Raw genomic sequence first — 17,570 nt, forward strand, 5'->3', positions numbered from 1 at the left:
AGGTCCTGTGGACGGCCCGGTACTCCCCTCCCCCGGCGCCCTGTCGGCGCACCGCCCGCCGCCCGACGCCGGGGTGCGGGTGACCGGCGGCCTGTTCGGCCGGTGGCTCGACGTGAACCGCGCCGACAGCATTCCGCTGGCGCTGCACCATCTGGAGACGTCCGGCGCGCTCGGCAACCTGCGGATCGCGGCCGGTCTGGAGTCCGGGTCCTTCCGGGGGCCGGTGTACGCGGACTCCGACGTCCACAAGATGCTGGAGTCGGCGGCCTGGCAGCTGCACCACACGGATCACGACGTCGAGTTGAGCACGTTCCTTGACGAGGGTGCGCGCCTGCTGGCCCGCGCCCAGGAGGACGACGGCTATCTCGACTCCCACTATCAGGTGGCGGAGCCGGAGCGCCGGTACGCGCGCCTGGTCGACAGCCACGAGCTGTACTGCGCGGGCCATCTCCTCCAGGCCGCGGTGGCCGTGCACCGGACCACGGGCGGCACGGAACTGCTGACGGTGGCGCGACGGCTCGCCGACCATCTGTGCGCGGTGTTCCTCGACGACTCGGGTCCCGGGCTCGACGGACATCCCGAGGCGGAGACCGCGCTGGTGGAGCTGTACCGGGTCACCGGCGACGAGCGCTACCTGACGCTGGCGACGCGGCTGGTGGAGCGGCGGGGGCACGGGCTTGTGGGCCGGCACAAGCACGGGACGCGACACCGCCTCGACCACCTCCCGGTCCGTTCGGCGCCGTCGGTCACCGGGCACGTGGTGCGGGCGCTGTACCTGGAGGCGGGCGCGGTCGACGTGGCGGTGGAGACGGGCGACAAGGAACTCCTCGCCGCCAGCGCCGCACGCTGGACGGACATGGCGGCCACCCGCACCGCGCTGACCGGTGGCCTGGGGTCGCGGCAGGTCGGGGAGGTGTTCGGCGAGCGGTACGAACTCCCGCCCGACCTGGCGTACAACGAGACGTGCGCGTCGGCGGCGAGCATCCAGTGGTCGTGGCGGCTGCTGCTCGCCACCGGCGAGGGCCGGTACGCGGATCTCCTGGAGCGCACGCTGTACAACGCGTTCGCGGCGGCCCGCTCCGCCGACGGGCGCACCTACTACAAGGGCAACCCGCTCCAGCGCCGCCCCGATCACGCGGAGGCCGTGGGCGATCCCCGCTGCCGCGACGAGTGGTTCTGGTCGGCGTGCTGCCCGCCCTCCGTGACCCGCCTGGTCGCCTCGCTGCCGCATTACACGACGACCACGGCCGACGACACCCTGTTCCTGCACCTGTACGCGCCGATGCGCATCGCGTGCGCGCTGTCCGCCGGGCAGGTGGCGCTGCGGGTGGAGACGGAGTACCCGTGGGACGGCACGGTCCGCATCACGGTGGACGACGCCCCGGGCGGTGACTGGACACTGGCGCTGCGGGTACCGCCGTGGAGCGCGCGGACCCGCCTCGACGGGGAGCCGGTGACCCCCGACGCGCAGGGGCGGCTGCTGCTGCGGCGCGCCTGGCGGGCGGGCGACGAGGTGGTGCTCGACCTCGACATGACGCCACGGCTGACCTCGGCCCACCCGAGGATCGACGCGCTGCGCGGCAGCGTCGCCGTCGAACGGGGCCCGCTCGTCTACTGCTTCGAGCAGACGGACCAGCCGGCGGGCACCGACGTGGACGAGCTGGCGCTCCCGGCCGACGCGGAGCTCCACGTCACCCACGTGTCCGACCTGCCGGGCGTCGGCCGGACCGTGCGGATCGAGGCCGGTGCACAGACCGTGCGGGCCCCGCACCGGGACGGGCTGCCGTACCTCAGCCCGGACACGCCGCTGGAGCGCCGCCCGGCGACCGCCACCGCGGTGCCCTACTTCCAGTGGGACAACCGCGGCGACGGTGCGATGCGCGTGTGGGTTCCGGTCACTTATTGATCTTGACGAGGCTGAACTTCGCCGTCGCGTAGTGCGCGACGGCGTTCGCCTCCTTGTTGCCCTCGACGAACAGCCCCGCGTACACCTGGTCCCCCATGGGGATGCGTTCGTAGCCGGCCCGTGTCCACTGCAGGGAGTCCGGGGAGATCTCCGAGGTGAACTCGTCGCCGCGCAGGGTGATCCGCAGCCAGTACGGCTTGTCGTCGAGCAGCTCGTCCTCCTCGTAGGGGTACCGGCCGTCGCTCATCTCCGGGCCGTTCGCGTGGATGCGCTTCACGGCGCACTTCAGCCCGCCGTTGGCCACGTAGAGGCCGATGAGGTTGAACGGCGAGTCGGGCGTCAGGTTGTCGCGGATCATGATGCCCGCGATGACCTCCTGGTAGACGGCGCTGAGCGAGTCGACGCGGGCGATCAGCTCCACCACCTCGTCGCCGGGGCTGTCGATCTTCTGGTAGACGAAGTGGCAGCTGTCCTTGCGGCCCTTCATCTTGCCGGAGCCGCTCAGGGTGAACTTGCCGGATTCCAGGGCCGCGGCGCCCGCGATGGGCACGTCTCCGAGGTCCATCGCCGTCCAACTCCCCAGGTCCGTCGTCTTGTTGACGTGGACGGGGACCGGTGAGGAGGTGGTGGACGTGCCGGTGGAGTCGGTGGCGCGGGCGGTGAGGTGGTGGGTGCCGGCCGGGGCGCCCTTCCAGGTGATCTCGTACGGGGCGGAGGTGGCCTCGCCGATCTTCTCGGCGTCGGCGTAGAACGCGACGGACGCGATGTCGGCGCCGCCACGGGCGGTGGCGTCGGCGCGCAGGGTGAGGTCCGCGGTCCCCGTGGCGTTCGATGTCACGCTGTCGGCGGCCGGTCCGGTGAGGGTGACCTCGGGGTTCGGCGCGCCCACGGACTTCAGGGAGTTGAGGTACAGCTCCAGGTTGCTGTATCCGGTCTGCGGGTCGATGGCGGCGCCGTCCGCGGGGTCCTTGGGGTCGAGGCCGTGGGCCTTCTCCCAGGCATCGGGGATGCCGTCGTGGTCGCTGTCCTTGGGCGCCTCCGCGGCGGCCAGCGGAACGACGCCACCGACCTCATTCTGTGAGTTGATCATGCGGCCGGTGCCGTTGCGCACGTCGTTGATCACGCGGGCGTCGACGGCGTCGCGGCGCGGCAGGAGCGCGCCCGCGTTCGCCAGGACGGAGGCGTAGGCGTCCTTCGCCGACTGCGCCTCGATCGGGTCGGGGAACTCCAGGGGCTCCGCGGTCAGCGTGCAGCCGCCCGCCGAGAAGTCGATCCCGCGGACGTTGTCGGCGGTGATGTCCGAGTGGCCCTCGATGACGTTGCCGCTGACGTGCCAGGTACCGCCGCGGTCCGGCGAGACGATGACCGGTGCGATGGCGGCGAGGGTGTCGGGGCCCGGCTTGTAGTAGTTGCCGATCATGTTGACCCCGGCGACCCACTCCCCGCCGTAGCAGGACGTGTAGCCGTAGTTGTAGATCACGTTGTTGCGGTGGTCCACGTTGCTCGGCACGTCCTCGACGAAGCTGAACCGCGGGTTCCGGCCGCCCTGGTGGACCAGGAGGTTGTGGTGGTACGTGACGTTGTCGCCGCCCCACAGCCCGCCGTAGCCGTGCAGTCCCTTCGGGTGCACGGACTGGGCGAGGCCCTCGGCGATGATGCACCACTGCAGGGTGACGTTCTCGTTGCCGTACACGGAGCAGCACTCGTCGACCGCCCAGCTGAAGGAGCAGTGGTCGATGATGACGTTCCTGCATCCCTCCATGCCGAAGGTGTCGATGGGGGTGCCGAGGGTGTCCGTGCCGCGGAAGCGCAGGTGGCGCAGGATGATGTTCGACTGGTCGTTGATCTTCGTCTCGTTGCCGACGACGCAGATGCCGTCGCCGGGGGCGGTCTGGCCGGCAATGGTGATGTTGGAGCCGAGGACGTCGAGTCCGCCCTTGAGCTCGATGTTCCCGGAGACGCGGAAGACGACGGTGCGGTCGCCTGCGGAGACGGCGTCGCGCAGGGAGCCGGGGCCTGAGTCGGCGAGGGTGGTGACCTCGTAGACCGACAGGCCGCGCCCGCCGGTGGCGTAGCGGCCGCCGCCCTCCGCGCCGGGGAAGGCGAGGACCTCGCCCGCCGCGTCGGCCGCGGCGGCGAGCTTCTCGGCTGCCTGGGCGGAGGGCAGGTGCAGGGCGGCGGCGCCGATCAGCGCGCCCGCGCCGACGACGAAGGCCCGGCGGCCGAGCGGTCTCGCTGTGTCGTCGACATCGGCTGCGTCGGCGGCCGGATGTCCGTTGAGCTGGGTCATGTCTGAGCTCCTCAGGGAGTTTTGGGCATGCGGTGGCCACGTCGGTGGCTCGGGTGGTGGGCGCGCGGGGTCAGGTGGTGCGCGCGATCAGGCAGTGATCGAGGTCAAGCGGTGCGCTGAATCAGGCGGTGCGCAGGGCCAAGCGGTGCGCCGGACCAGACAGTGCGCAGGGTCAGGCAGTGCGCGGAACGATGCGGTACGTGGCGCCGGGGCGCGTCGCGCAGACGACGACGTTCGCCTCGGGGCGGTCCGTGCGGGGTGCGCCGGCCACGTCCACCGGTGCTTCGGTGCGCAGCCGCAGTGCGCGGCCCTGGAGGGAGCGCACGGTGGCGCCGGTCAGTACGCCGTCGGACCAGTGCGCGTCGATCTCGAAGCCGCCGCGCGCCCGCAGGCCGCGGAACGAGCCGGCGGGCCAGGCGGCGGGCAGGGTCGGCAGCAGCGCCACCTCGTCAGCGTGGCTCTGCAGCAGCATCTCGGTGATGCCGGAGACCCCGCCGAAGTTGCCGTCGATCTGGAACGGCGGGTGCAGGTCGAACAGGTTGGGGGCGGTGCGCGCCGGGGTGAGCAGGCTCGCCAGGTGCTGGTAGGCGCGCTCGCGGTCGAGCAGCCGCGCCCACATGTTGATCTTCCAGGCCAGGGACCAGCCCTGGCCCGCGGTGCCGCGCAGTTCGAGGCTGCGCACGGCGGCCGCGGCCAGGTCGGGGGTGCGCCGGGGGTCGATCTGGGCGCTGGGGAACAGCCCGTACAGGTGGGAGACGTGACGGCTCCTGACCAGAGCGGCCTCTTCCCAGTCGGTCAGCCACTCCTGGATCTGGCCGAGGTAGCCGATCCGGGTCGGGGCGAGCCGGTCGCGGGCCTCGCGCACCCGCTCGCGCAGTCCCTGGTCGCGGTCGAGGACCCGGGCGGCTCCGCCGAAGGCGTCGAAGAGGTCGCGCAACAGCTGCATGTCCATGGTGGGGCCCGCGCAGATGCTGACGCTCTCGCCCTCGTCCTGGTGGTGGGTGACCTCGGGCGACTGCGACGGGTTGGTGATGAGCCAGCCGTGCTCCGGGTCCTGCGTGAGGGTGTCGAGGAAGAACTCCACGGCGCCCTTCATCACGCGGTAGTCGTCGCGCAGCGCGTCTTCGTCACCGGTGAAGCGGTAGCGCTCCCACAGCATCAGGCAGAGCCAGGCACCGCCGGTGGGCCACATCCCGTACTGGGCGAAGTCGACCGGGGCGGTGCCGCGCCAGCCGTCGGTGTTGTGGTGGGTGACCCAGCCGGGCGCGCCGTAGTGCGTGCGTGCGGTACGGGCGCCGGACTCGGCCAGCTCGTGGATCATGGCGGCCGCGGGTTCCCAGCACTCGGCGAGGTTGGCGGGTCCGGCCGGCCAGTAGTTCATCTCGAAGTTGATGTTGACGGTGTACTTGGACTCCCAGGCAGGCGCCATGCTGTCGTTCCACAGCCCTTGGAGGTTGGCGGGCCGGCCGGGCGAGCGGGAGCAGGACATCAGCAGGTAACGGCCGTACTGGAAGTAGAGGGCGGCGAACTGCGGGTCCTGCCCGTCGCCGAACCGGCCGATCCGTTCGTCGGTGGGCAGCGCCACCCGCTCCGAGGTGCCGAGGTCGATGCCGACCCGTCCGAACAGCCGCCGGTGGTCCTTGACGTGCCGCTCGCGCAGCCGGCCGTACGGGGTGCGGACTGCCGGATCCGACCAGCGGCGGGCGCGGGCGACCGGGTCGGCGCCGACGTCCAGGTAGGTGCGGTAGCTGGTGGCCATGGAGACGACGAGGGTGACGGCGTCGGCGCCGGTCACGGTGAGGGTGCCTGCCGCCGCGTCGGTGCCGACCCGGCCGCCCTCGGCGACGGCGTGCGCGGTGGCCCGGAAGCGTACGGCGCCGTCCCGTCCCTGCCAGGCGCCGCTCACGCCGTCGAGGGCGATGGTGCGGTCGTCGACCGCCGACGGCGTGGCCTGTTGCGGGGTGGTGAAGCGGGCCGTGAAACCGACCTCGCCCGGGGTGTCCGCGGTGAGGCGGACGACGACGACCTGGTCGGGGACGCTGGCGAAGACCTCACGGGTGTGGCGGACGCCGCCGCGGGTGTAGCGGACGCGGGTGACCGCGGTCTCCAGGTCGAGTTCGCGTTCGTAGTCGGCGACGTCGCCGGTGGCGGTGAGGTCGAGTTCGAGGTCGCCCAGGACCTGGTAGGCGGCCTGCTCGCTGGGACTGCCCATGAAGGAGCTGTCGACGAGCTTCTGGGCCTGGTTCCACTTCTCGGCGAGGACGAGGCGGCGGATCTCCTCGAGGTGGTCGACGGCGCCGGGCCGGTCGTAGTCGTGGGGGCTGCCGGCCCACAGGCTGTCCTCGTTGAGCTGGAGCCGTTCGGTGCCGGTGCCGCCGAACACCATGGCGCCGATCCGGCCGTTGCCGACGGGCAGCGCCTGGAGCCACTCGTCGGCCGGGGCGAGGTACCAGAGCCGCATCGGGTTGGGGGCGGCCTCGCCGTCGGCGGCCGTGGCGGTCGTGAGGGGCAGCGCGGTGGCCGCCGCGGTGGCGCCCGCCACCGCGAGGACCCCGCGTCTGCTGATGTCAGTCATCGTCAACTCCTCTGCCTGTGCAGGCGATTGAGATCGGACACGACACGTCGGGCGGGCCGCCGTTCGACCAGGGCGGTGCGCAACAGCTCGGACGCCGCGCGCTGGAACGCGGGGAAGCCGACTCCGCGGGGCCGCACCCAGGAACCGTCGACGGTGTCGAGCGTGGTGCGGAAGAAGCCGCCCCAGCGGCGGTCGGTGCGCGGGTCGGTCCAGGCGGCGCGGGCGGCGGGCTGTCCGCCGGTGACCGGGAAGAGTCCGCACTGGACGGGGTCCGCGAGCAGCCGCCCGAGGTGGTCGCGCAGCGCCTCGCGGATGAGCGGGTCGGCGGCGCGGCGGCGGGACACGGCGAGCCCGGTGCCGCCGAAGACGCTGCCGCGGGTGCCGCCGGGCCGGGCGGTGGGGGCGGCACCGAAGGTGAGCGGGTAGGGGCCGCACCGGGTGGCGGCCGCGTGGCCCGGGACCAGGGGGCAGTACGTCGGACCGTCGGCGCCCGCGAGGGCCGCGAGGACGTCGTCGGGCCGCTGCCGCCACAGGCGTTCGTCGCTGCGCGCGGCCAGCGACGCCATGGTCTCCAGCGCCCGTTCGCCGACGCCCGCCGACACGAACTCGGCCCCCTCGCCCGGTCGTTCGCCGAGGCCGAGGCTGAGCGCGCACAGGGTGAGCAGGGCGTGCGGGCCGCCCAGGCACAGGGTCATCGGCAGCGCCGACGCCAGCACCTCGTCCCAGGTGGCGGGGAGCACCTCGCCGCGCAGGAGGTCCGTGCGGGCGGCCGACATCTGCGCAGTCACGTCGTACGGCACCGCCCACGGACGGCCGCCCCACTCGTACGCCGTGAAGGCAGGTCCGACGGAGCCCGCCCGCCACCGCGCCAGGGGCGCCGTGCCGAGGAGGTCGTCGAGCGGCATCAGACAGTCCGCGGCGACCGCGGCGCCCAGCCAGGCGTGCTCGATCTCCAACAGGTCGTACTCCGCCGCGAGTTCGGCGACGGGCACGTCGTCCGTGCGCCGGTGGGTCCAGCGCACGGGCAGGCCGACGGTCTCGCAGCCCGGCGGCAGCCCGGCGTCGATGCGGGAGAGTTCGGCCAGCGGTGCCGAGGCGCCGGGGCGGTCGCGGGTGAGGCCGCGCAGCGCGTCCGTCGTGGTGGGCGGTGCGTCGGGAGGGCTGCTCGACGAGGGGTTCATCTGGGCTCCTGACGGGCGGCGGATGAAGGGTGGAGGCGGGGCGCGGGCGGGCCCGGAGCCGTCGGGCCCGCCCGCCGTGCGCGCGTCAGTCCCGTGTCACCTGGGGCTGGGGGTAGGGGAACGAGTCCGTGACGCCGATCTTGTCGTACTCCATGAGGGAGGCGTCGAAGCCGTCCTCCCAGTCGCCGTTGGTGACCTTGTTGCACTGGTACGCCTGGTACTTCTGGTCGGTCACCTTGCCGACCTGCACGTTGGAGATGGCCCAGCCGCAGCCGCCCGCGTCCATGTGCACGCCGCGGGTGCCGGAGTCCGGCATGGAGGCGTCGGGGAGGACATCGCCGATCACGACCTGGTTCAGCGCGTTGACGACCGGATGGTCGTCGGAGGCGTTCTGCAGGCCGTACGTGTAGAAGGCGCCCATGTCACCGCTGTCCATGCCGGTGTTCTCCAGGCGGATGTAGGAGATGTCGTTGCCGTCGGTGTAGGTCCGGCCGTTGACGGAGACCTCGGGGCGGCTGCGCAGGCTGATGCCGTACCGGGCGCTGTGGTTGACGACGATGTGGCTGATCGTGTTGCGCCCGGTGTCCTGCAGTTCGAGGCCGGAGGCGTCGCCGGGCACCAGTTCGCCGACGTGGTCGATGAACAGGTTGCGGAAGGTGTTCTCGTGCGCGACGTCGCCCTCGCCCGGGTAGGGTCCTTCGACCCGGATCCCGTCGGCGCCGAGCCGTTCGAGCAGGCTGTCCGTAATGCGTACGTGGTCGTTGGCGGTGAGCAGGTAAATCGCGGTGAATCCGGTGTCGGTGATGTGCATCCGGGTCAGGTCGATGCCGGTGGTGTTGGTCAGGCGGATCGCGCCGAACCGGTTGCGGGGCATCTCGATCTGGCGGTCGTACGTGGGGTATTCGTGCACCACTCCGGAGTCGCCGGACTCGTTCCAGCCGTAGCGGTACCAGTCGGGGAAGTCGGTCTGGGTGACGCCGAGTCCGTCGAGGGCGACGTCGTGCAGCCGCTTCTTCTGCGAGGAGCCCGCCAGGTCGAGGACCGTCCTGACGACGGGCCTGCGCACGTCCGCCTTCGCGATGTCGCCGTCCTGCGGCTTGTAGTAGAGCCAGCCGTCCTTACGGTCGGCGTACCACTCGCCGGCCTGGTCGAGGAAGTCGAGCGAGTTCTCCAGGAAGTAGCGGGAGCCGCCGCGGCTGTTGTGGAGCGCGAAGCGGGTCGGGTACTTGAAGGTGAGCTGGCTCTTCTTCATGTTGTAGTCGCGGATGTCGACGGTGTCGGTGAACCAGGACCAGCTGCCGCCCGACCAGACCGTCACCCGTCCCTGGCTGAGGTCCCAGTCGGGGTTCCAGTCACCGGGGTTGGCCCACAGCCAGGTGTGCACCGCCTCGTACGTCGGCTCGGGCAGGTACGAGGTCAGGTACGGCGCCCATTCGTCGGCGGCCTGCCGGTTGGGGTAGCGGGCGTTGGTGACCCGGGCTCCGCCGTCGTACAGGGTGTAGAACGGCTGGTCGACGGGGACCTTGGCGCGGTAGACGCCGTCTCTGTAGGCCTCCCAGCCGGTGACCGGGACGGAGCCGGTCAGCCGGGCCTTGCCGGGGCCGTCGACGCTGCGGTAGACGACCTGGTGGCCGTCGGTTCCGGAGTCGCGTTCGTCGAGGCCGATGGCCTTGTCCACCGGGTAGTCGCCGGCGCGCAGGTCGACGTGGACGTCGCAGCGCATGCGGCCCGGCCGGTTCAGGCCCTTGTCGCGGATCTCGTCGCGGGCGCGGGTGACGGTCTTGTAGGGGTCGTGCTCGGTGCCCTTCGCCCTGTCGTCGCCGTCGGTGGCGACGTACAGCTCGACGGGAGCGCACTGCGAGGGCGCCGCGTCCGCCGGGGAGGAGCCGGGAACGAAGGACGTGCCGACCAGGAGCAGTCCGGCAGCGGCGAGCAGCCAGGTTCTCGCGCGGCGGGGTGCGGGGGTGACGGATGTGCCTGACACGGGGCCTCCTTGCCTCGTGGGCGGGGCGTACGGGGGTCGTACCGGTCCCTTCACTCGGCGGTCGCGCGCCAGCGCTCGTACTCGGCGCGCGTGTCGGGGGTCAGCGGGTAGTAGTCGGTGAGCGCGCCGCCGCCCTCGATGCGGGCGCGGCTGAACCGCTCCCACTGCTCGTGGTCCCGGGCGGCGGCGATGATGTCGGGGGCGGTGCGCCGGGGTACGACGACGGGGCCGTCGTCGTCGGCGACGACCAGGTCGCCGGGGAGCGCGAGCACGCCGCCGCAGGCGATCGGCACGTCGTAGGCCCAGGGGAAGAGTTCGGCCTGCGAGGCGTAGTGCGGGGTGACGCCGGTGGTCCAGATCGGCACCCCGGTCTCGCGCACCCGCGGTGCGTCGCGGACGCAGCCGTCGACGACGATCCCGGCGCCGCCCTTCTGCCGGAAGTAGCGCACCAGCATGTCGCCGAAGCAGCCGGTTGTGGCCGAACCGTACGCCTGGACGACCAGTACGTCGCCCGGCTCGATCGTCTCCAGCACGGCCCACAGGGCGGTGTGCCGTTCGACGTACTCCTGGCCGAGCCCGGAGGCGATGTCCTCGCGCTGCGGCATGAACTGGAGCGTCCGGACGCGTCCGGCGATCTTCTGTCCGGGGTGCAGGGGGCGGGGGCCCGTGACGAAGGTGCGGCGGATGCCCTGGGCGTGGAGTTTGGCGCAGGCGGTGGCGGAGGACACGGCGGCCAGGCCCTGGACCGTGTCGGTGTCGGCGGGGGCGGGCAGCGCGCCGCGCACGGGCAGCTGCCAGATGGGTTCGTCGGCCACGAAGTCTCCTTGGGGCGGGGGGGTGGTTTCGGGGGCGTTGGACGGGGGTCGGGGCGCGCCTGGAGGTGCACGGAGTGCGCCCTTCAGGGGCGCGGGGAAATGCGCGAGCAACCCCCACGGGCCCGCGGTCGCAACCCCGACGTGGTGGTCTAGACGGGAGCGGTCTGATGGGACGGCGGACGGTGGCGCGGCGTCAGACGGAGGTCGAGACGGATCCGGCGCCCCGGCGGCAGCTCCACCGTCAGGTGACCGGCCTCCACGACCAGCTCGTCCGTGCTGAGTACGGGTTCGGGCGCCACATAGGCACGCGGATCCCCGGGATGGCCGGAGGCCGCGCTCTCCGTCACGACCCGCTCGATGCGGGCCTCACCGAATCCGCCGGCCTGCACGACGACCGTGCGCGGATGGCGGTGCCCGGTGTGGACCAGCTCGACCCGCACCCGGTCCGCGGTCACCGTGTCGACGAGGGCCGCGACGTCCGGCGGCAGACCGGGGCGGCCGCGCCGGGCGTCCCAGTAGGCGAGCCGGGTGGGCAACAGGCCGCCGTTGTAGAGGACTTGGGGCGTACCCGTGGTCAGCTGGAGGAGCGCCTCGGTCAGCACGGGGTTGATCCGCTGCCAGTGGTGGATGTGCATCTCGGACGGGCCGGTGGTGTCGGCGGCGATGAGTTCGAGGCGCCGGGCCGCCTGGCCGAGGGCGACGCGCAGGATCTCGGCCGGGTAGTCGGGGTTGTCGCCGTTCAGGTAGGCGAGCCAGGGTGCCTCGTGCCCGGCCTCCTCCTTGTTGCGGAAGGCCCGGACCGTGCGCCAGTCGTAGCCGCTCGCCTTCCTGATGCGTTCGAGGCGGTCCCGGTCGCTCTCGGCGCCCGTGACGTGCGACAGCCAGAGCGGGAGTCCCAGTTGGGGCGGCTGGTGGTCGAACCAGCCGGTATCGGCGTGCCGGTTGGGCACCAGGAGGGTGGGGCGGTCGGCGTCGTCGCCCAGTTCGGCGAGCCAGCGGTCGGAGATGCTCATGTCGGTGCCGGTGACGGGCGCCTCGATGGCGTGGTCGAGGACCGCGTCGAGCGGGGCCCGGCCCAGCGTGAGCAGCTCGTCCCCGCCGCCCAGCAGCACGGAGTTGACGGAGGCGACCACGGCGGCGTTGCCGACGCTGTAGAGGCCGTGCGGCCAGTTCCACCCGTACAGGCCCCCGTACCAGCGGCCGTCGTGCAGTTCGCCGACGGTGCCCCCGGGTCCGACGTTGTCGGGGAGCACTCCCCCGCACGCTACGGCGCGTTCGTGCCAGGCCCCGAGGTAGTCGAGGGCCCAGTCGCGGTAGCGGTCGTCGTGGTCGTACAGCCAGGCGTTGACGGCGAGGCTGGTGGCGGCGAGGTCGACGGCGGTGTCGCCGCGGCCGATCCGGGCGTTCATGGCGTCACCCATGCGGCGGGCGTTGGCCGGGTCGGCGAGGTCGTCCCACCGGGTCATGCCGTCGAGGTCGCGCAGGGGGAGGCCGAAGGGGCTCATGGACGTCAGGTCGGCGCCGTAGGAAGCCCATTCCTTCTGGAGGCCGTAGCGGGGGCCGGCCGCGCCGTTGTGCGGGGCACGGATGATCCGGGCGACGGGGTCGTAGTTGCCCGACGGCGATCCCGGCAGGTAGAGGTCGGCGAACTTCCGTGCCCGGGCGGCGAATTCGGGGTCGGCGGGGTCGGCGGCGCAGATGCCGTAGAACAGGAGCATGGACTCGCCGAGGTGGAACCAGTCGTATCCGCGCTCGAACTCGTCGACGACGAGGCCGAGTTCGGTGAGCTGCGCGGTGACGCCGCGCCAGTGGTGCTTGCTCGCGTCGAGGAGGTCGTCGGCGCCGCCGAGGCGGTAGAGGACGGGCCAGTTGAAGAACGCCTCGTAGAAGTCGTCGCCGCCGTCGCGTTCCTCGACCCGTCCTGCGTAGCGGAGGCTGCCGTCGGGGGCGCAGTAGCGGTCGGCGAAGGCGCGCCAGGCGTCGTCGAGGACGTCGAAGAGGCGACGCTGGAGCAGTGCCCAGACCGGCGGGGTGCCCACGGGCACGGTGGCGGTCAGGACCACGGATCTGTCGGACGTCACGGTCAGCCTCTCGTCGCACCGGCCGCGAGGCCGCTGATGATGTGGCGTTGCATGAGGACGAAGAAGACGATCAGGGGGGCCACGGCGAGCAGCAGTGTCGGGAAGACCACGGTGTAGTCGGTCTGGTACTGGCTGACAGCCGCGTAGACGCCGGTCGTCACCGTGTAGAGGCCGCTGCCGGGGCCGAGGATGATCTGCGGGTTCACGAAGTCGTTCCACACCGAGAAGGTGTTGAGGATGACCATGGTCGCGACGACCGGCCGCATCAGCGGGAACACGATGCGCCAGAAGGTGCGGTTGCGGCCGCAGCCGTCGAGCGCGGCCGCCTCGTCGAGCGCGCGGGGGACGGTGGTGATGTACCCGGCGTACAGGAACACGGAGAACGGGAGCGTGAGCACGGTCTCGAAGAGGACGAAGCCGCGCACGGTGCCCATCAGGCCGACGGTCTTGAGGACGTAGACGACGGGGATCACGAGGACCTGGCTGGGGATGAACGTCCCGGCGAGGAAGAACAGCATGAGCGCCCGGAAGCGGCGGCGCGGGCTGCGGGCGATGACGTACGCGACGGGTCCGGCGAGGGCGATGGACAGGACGTTGACGCAGACGACGAAGAGCAGGGTGACGGCGTAGCCGCGCACGAGGTCGAACTCCTCGCCCTGCAAGGCTCGGCGGATCGGCTCCAAGGTGCCGGAGGCCGGCAGTCCGAACGGGTCGGTGAGGATCTGCGACTGCGACTTGAATGCATTCACTACGAGGACGTAGAGCGGCACGAGCATGATCGTGGCGACGATCGCCAGGAACACCAGGCGCGCGGTGCGTCCTGGGCGCGGAACCCGGTGCGGTACCGGAGCCGCGGGCTCGGGCGTCCTCGGCGGTGCGGCGGCGGGGACCCTCTTCGGCAGGCTGTCGAGGCTCATGAGTACACCGCGCCCTCTCCGCGCCTGCGCAGCTGGGCGACGGCCACGGCGAGTGCGGCCGTCACGGCCATGAGCACCACGGACTGCGCCGAGCCGAGGCCGAGCCGGCCGTCGTGGAAGGAGTTCCAGAGGATGAGGTAGGCGATGGTCTGCGTCTGTCCGGCCGGTCCTCCGCCGGTGAGCGAGACCACCAGGTCGTACGTCTTCAGGAGCGTGACCAGGGACAGCACGATGTTGACCGTGACGGAGGGGCCGAGCGCCGGGAGCGTGACGTGGCGCAGGACCTGCCACCGGCTCGCGCCGTCGATGCGGGCGGCCTCGGTGAGGGAGCGCGGCACGGCCTGGAGTCCGGCGAGGTACAGCACGACGTTCACGCCGAACGCGGCCCACACCACGACGCCGACCAGGGTGCCGAGCGCCCAGTCCGGGTCGGCGAGGAACGGCAGGACGTCGCCGCCGTGCGAGGTGATCAGCCCGTTCACGGCGCCGGTCGTGCCGAGGATGGCGCTCCACAGGAAGCCGACGACGAGGGCGCTGAGGACGTGCGGGTAGAAGAGCACCATCCGGAAGAAGGTGTTGACGCGCGAGCGGCCGTTGAGGAGGAGGGCGAAGCCCAGCCCGAGGACGTTGAGCCCCACGGTGCCGAACGCGGCGAGCAGCAGGGTCACGACGAGGGACCGGCCGAGGTCCGGATCGTCAGCCAGAGCGCGGTAGTTGGCGCCTCCGACGAAGGACGGGGCGGCACTGAATCCGTCCCAGTCGGTGAGGCTCAGATAGCAGGCGAGGGCGACCGGCACGGCGAGCAGTGCCGTGTAGAGCACGGTCGCGGGCAGCACCATGACGGTGGTCGCGAGTCCGGCGCGGCGATCGCGGGCCCGGCGGGTCGGTGCGGCGGGTCGGTGGGTCGGTGCGGCGGCGCGGCGGGTCGGTGCGGCAGCCCGGTTCATCGGTGCGCCTCGACCCAGCGGTCGACGGCCTTGGCCACGTCGTCGGGCGAGCGGCCCGTGTACAGGCCCTGCACCTCGGTGTTCCAGGCGGTGTTGAAGCCCTTGGGGAGGGTGTCGTCGCCATAGCCCTCGCCCTGGGCGACCCGGGCCGAAGCGTCGTCGAGGATCTTCTGGACGTCCCGCTCCAGCGGGGAGAGGTCGCGGTCGAAGCCGCCGCGGAAGTTGCCGTCCTGCTTCAGCTGGGCGGTCACGGCCTTCTTGTCGGTGACGAGCCATTCGACGAGCTCGCGCGCGGTGTCCTTGCTGCCGCTCTTCTTGAGGATCATGTATGGGGCGGCGAGCGTGGCGCCCTGCGGCCCCGGTGCCTTCTGTCCCTTGTCGACCGGCGCGGGGAAGGCGCCGACCTCGAAGTCCTTGTCGTCGGCTGCGGCCTCGGTGGCGGTGAACCAGCTGCCCATCACGTACATGGCGGACTTGCCGGAGAGGAAGCTCGTCTCGCCGTCGGCGTACTTGAGGCCCAGGGCGTTCTTGTCGATGTAGCCGCGGTCGATCCACGTCTTGTACTGCTTGAGGTAGGGCCGCATGGTCTCGCCCACGGTGAGGTCGCCCGCCTGGACCTTCTGGTACCAGTCGGGGTGGCGCTGGGCGAGCGAGGGGTCGGTGAGCTGGAGCAGCTGGAGGCCGGTGGTGAAGTCGCCCGCGGTCTGCAGCGGCAGGTAGCCGGCCCTCTTGAGCTTGCCCATGGCCGCGGTGAACTCGCCGGTGGTCCTGGGGAGTTCGTCGATGCCCGCCTCGCGGAAGGCGTCCTTGTTGTAGAAGACCAGGGACTGGGCCTGTTCGCCGACGCCGACGGCGTACACCCGGCCGTCGAGGGACGCCTCCTCGACGAGCGGAGTGCCCTTGGTCCACGGCTCGTCCGTGAGGTCGAGCATCTGGGGGGCGAGGGTCTTGTCGGGCAGCAGCGTCTCCACGACGTCCGGGGCATCGCCCGCGGCGAGCTGTTGCTGGAGGGTGTCCGCGACGCCCTTGCCGGTGGGAGCCTCGATCTTGACGTCGACGCCGGGGTGGGCCTTCTCGAAGGGGGCGACGAGGTCGTTCCAGAACGTCTTGGTGAGGTTGGGGGTGATGTTGACCAGGACCCGGACGGTGCGGTCGCCGCCGTCACCACCCTTGCCGCTGTCGCCGTCACCGTCCGAGAACCCGCCTCCTCCGCAGGCGGTGAGGCCGAGCAGGAGGGTCGCGGTCACGGACGCCCGGGCGAGCGAGCCGGTTCTTGCACTTGTTGCCGTACGCCGATTCCGCATGGGTTCTCCAGGTCGGCTCGGGGCGCCGGGGCGCGCTGGACCAGCATGGTTTATTGGGTCAATAATCGAGCAACGATTACTTCATAAATGCCTTGTGATACAGCGTCAAGACGGTGCGCTCACCCAAAAGTTCGTGATGTCCCCCGGGTCACCGCCGGTCGAGCGAGTCACAAGTCCGTGGCCTGCAGGGAGGGCAACGCATGACGGAGCAGCCTGAGTTCAGGACCCCGACCGAGGCGGACCTGGCCGTTCTCACCACCTGGACGCGGGACGGTTCCCAGGCTTTGCGGCTGCGCAGCAGCATCGTCCTCGCGCGTGCCGAGGGCCGCGGCGCGGGGGAGGTGGCCCGGGCGCTCGGGGTCAGCGCGGCGACCGTCGCCAAGTGGTCCCGGCGGTTCGCCGAGCGGGGTGTCGACGGCCTCGCGGACGCCCCGCGTTCGGGCCGGCCGCGCAGCCAGGCGAGGCCCGACGCGGAGCGCCTGGTGGCCGAGGCACTGCTCCGGGCGGCCGCCGGCGAACCGGCCCCTTCGACCCGAGTGCTGGCGGAGCGGCTGGGCCTGTCGCAGTCGACGGTGGCCCGGATCTGGCAGGAGCAGGAGCAGTTGCGGACGCGCAGGCCCCAGGGCGACGAGGACGGCGCACGCGAACCTGGTGCACCGCAGGACACCCCCACGCCCCACCCCATGGCGCCCGCTCCCGCCGACCCGCAATTCCCTGTCGCGGATCCGCCCTCGCCACTCCCCTCCCCCGCTGGGCGCCACGCTTCCGGATCGGCCCGCGCGACGGCTCCGGCTCCAGCCGCCGCCCCGGCCCTCGCCACCCCGGCCGTCCCCCGCCGCCTCCTTTCGGACCACGTCTACGCCCTGCTGCGCGACATGATCGTGAGCGGTGAGCTCGCGCCGGGGCAGCGGATCGTGGAGTCCGACATCGCCCGCCGGGTGGGCACGAGTCAGGCCCCCGCCCGCGAGGCGATCAAGCGGCTCGCGCACGAGGGCCTGGTCAACTCCCAGCCGCACCGCGGCACTTACGTCACCGAAGTGTCCGACCAGCAGGCCCAGGACGTGCGCGAGATACGGGTGCTCCTGGAGATGTACGCGGCCCGGCGCACGGCGGGGCATCTCACGGCCGAGTTCGCCGGGCGGCTCGGCCAGAGCGTGGACGCGATGCGGCGGGCCGCGCAGGACGGCAGCATCGGCGATTTCCGGGACGCCGACATGACCTTCCACCGCACGGTCTGCGCGGCGTGCGGGAACGGACTGTTGCTGCGGCTGTGGCGCCTCATCGAGCCGAGCATGTGGGGCCTGCACGTGGTGAGCAATCCTCGGTACGGGGGTGACTGGCGGGCGATGGCCGAGCTGCACGTCGACCTGCTCGACGCGCTGCGGCACGGTTCCCCGGAGACGACGGCCGAACTGTTCGCGGCGCACGCGGCCGGCGAGGCGTCCCGCTACCGCCGTGAGCATCCGACTCCCTGACCGGACCGGGGCGAGGCGGCGTCGGTGCGCGCCGCTGAACAGTTCGGCCGGGCGCTCCCTGCCGCCTCGGCCGACCTGTTCACGGAGCGTTCCTG

The 17,570-nt window shown here is 72.0% G+C and carries 11 protein-coding genes; 2 read left to right on the forward strand and 9 right to left on the reverse strand.

Translation table 11 applies throughout. The annotated features are described in order from the left end of the window. Window positions 1-7 precede the first annotated feature (7 nt). Complete coding sequence (locus RBJ77_RS51265) at window positions 8-1,906, forward strand: glycoside hydrolase family 127 protein (protein ID WP_372351239.1); 1,899 nt, start codon at window positions 8-10, stop codon at window positions 1,904-1,906. On the opposite strand, the gene RBJ77_RS51270 is transcribed toward RBJ77_RS51265, so the two are convergent. From RBJ77_RS51270 to RBJ77_RS51310, 9 genes are all read right to left on the reverse strand, one after another. Beyond that, the gene (locus tag RBJ77_RS51270) at window positions 1,896-4,196 is read right to left on the reverse strand and encodes an Ig-like domain-containing protein (RefSeq protein ID WP_372351240.1); all 2,301 of its coding nucleotides are present in this window, start codon (window positions 4,194-4,196) and stop codon (window positions 1,896-1,898) included. The two genes, RBJ77_RS51265 and RBJ77_RS51270, sit on opposite strands and share 11 nt — an antisense overlap. A 172-nt stretch (window positions 4,197-4,368) precedes the next feature. Further along, complete coding sequence (locus RBJ77_RS51275; RefSeq protein WP_372351241.1) at window positions 4,369-6,771, reverse strand: glycoside hydrolase N-terminal domain-containing protein; 2,403 nt, start codon at window positions 6,769-6,771, stop codon at window positions 4,369-4,371. A gap of 2 nt (window positions 6,772-6,773) precedes the next feature. Then, the gene (locus RBJ77_RS51280; protein ID WP_372351242.1) at window positions 6,774-7,952 is read right to left on the reverse strand and encodes an extracellular solute-binding protein; all 1,179 of its coding nucleotides are present in this window, start codon (window positions 7,950-7,952) and stop codon (window positions 6,774-6,776) included. Between the two features lie 85 nt (window positions 7,953-8,037). Beyond that, window positions 8,038-9,936: a right-handed parallel beta-helix repeat-containing protein gene (locus RBJ77_RS51285; protein WP_372351243.1), complete on the reverse strand. Its 1,899-nt coding sequence runs from the start codon at window positions 9,934-9,936 to the stop codon at window positions 8,038-8,040. 50 nt (window positions 9,937-9,986) lie between these two features. Further along, the gene (locus RBJ77_RS51290; RefSeq protein WP_372351244.1) at window positions 9,987-10,751 is read right to left on the reverse strand and encodes a ribonuclease activity regulator RraA; all 765 of its coding nucleotides are present in this window, start codon (window positions 10,749-10,751) and stop codon (window positions 9,987-9,989) included. A gap of 149 nt (window positions 10,752-10,900) precedes the next feature. Beyond that, entirely contained in the window at window positions 10,901-12,832 is a 1,932-nt protein-coding gene (locus RBJ77_RS51295; RefSeq protein WP_372351245.1) for a hypothetical protein, read from the reverse strand. A gap of 2 nt (window positions 12,833-12,834) precedes the next feature. Continuing rightward, on the reverse strand, window positions 12,835-13,749 hold the full coding sequence (locus RBJ77_RS51300; protein WP_372351246.1) for a carbohydrate ABC transporter permease: 915 nt from the start codon (window positions 13,747-13,749) through the stop codon (window positions 12,835-12,837). After that, a complete protein-coding gene (locus RBJ77_RS51305) occupies window positions 13,746-14,696 on the reverse strand; it encodes a carbohydrate ABC transporter permease (RefSeq protein ID WP_372351247.1) in 951 nt (316 codons plus the stop codon). The genes RBJ77_RS51300 and RBJ77_RS51305 overlap by 4 nt, the downstream gene beginning before the upstream one ends. Beyond that, complete coding sequence (locus RBJ77_RS51310) at window positions 14,693-15,943, reverse strand: ABC transporter substrate-binding protein (RefSeq protein WP_372351248.1); 1,251 nt, start codon at window positions 15,941-15,943, stop codon at window positions 14,693-14,695. The genes RBJ77_RS51305 and RBJ77_RS51310 overlap by 4 nt, the downstream gene beginning before the upstream one ends. Before the next feature lie 257 nt (window positions 15,944-16,200). Here RBJ77_RS51310 and RBJ77_RS51315 point away from each other — a divergent pair, with 257 nt between their 5' ends. Further along, complete coding sequence (locus RBJ77_RS51315) at window positions 16,201-17,475, forward strand: FCD domain-containing protein (RefSeq protein ID WP_372351249.1); 1,275 nt, start codon at window positions 16,201-16,203, stop codon at window positions 17,473-17,475. Window positions 17,476-17,570: the final 95 nt, after the last annotated feature.

Source organism: Streptomyces sp. KL116D (assembly GCF_030766975.1).
GTDB classification, from domain to species: domain Bacteria; phylum Actinomycetota; class Actinomycetes; order Streptomycetales; family Streptomycetaceae; genus Streptomyces; species Streptomyces longispororuber_A.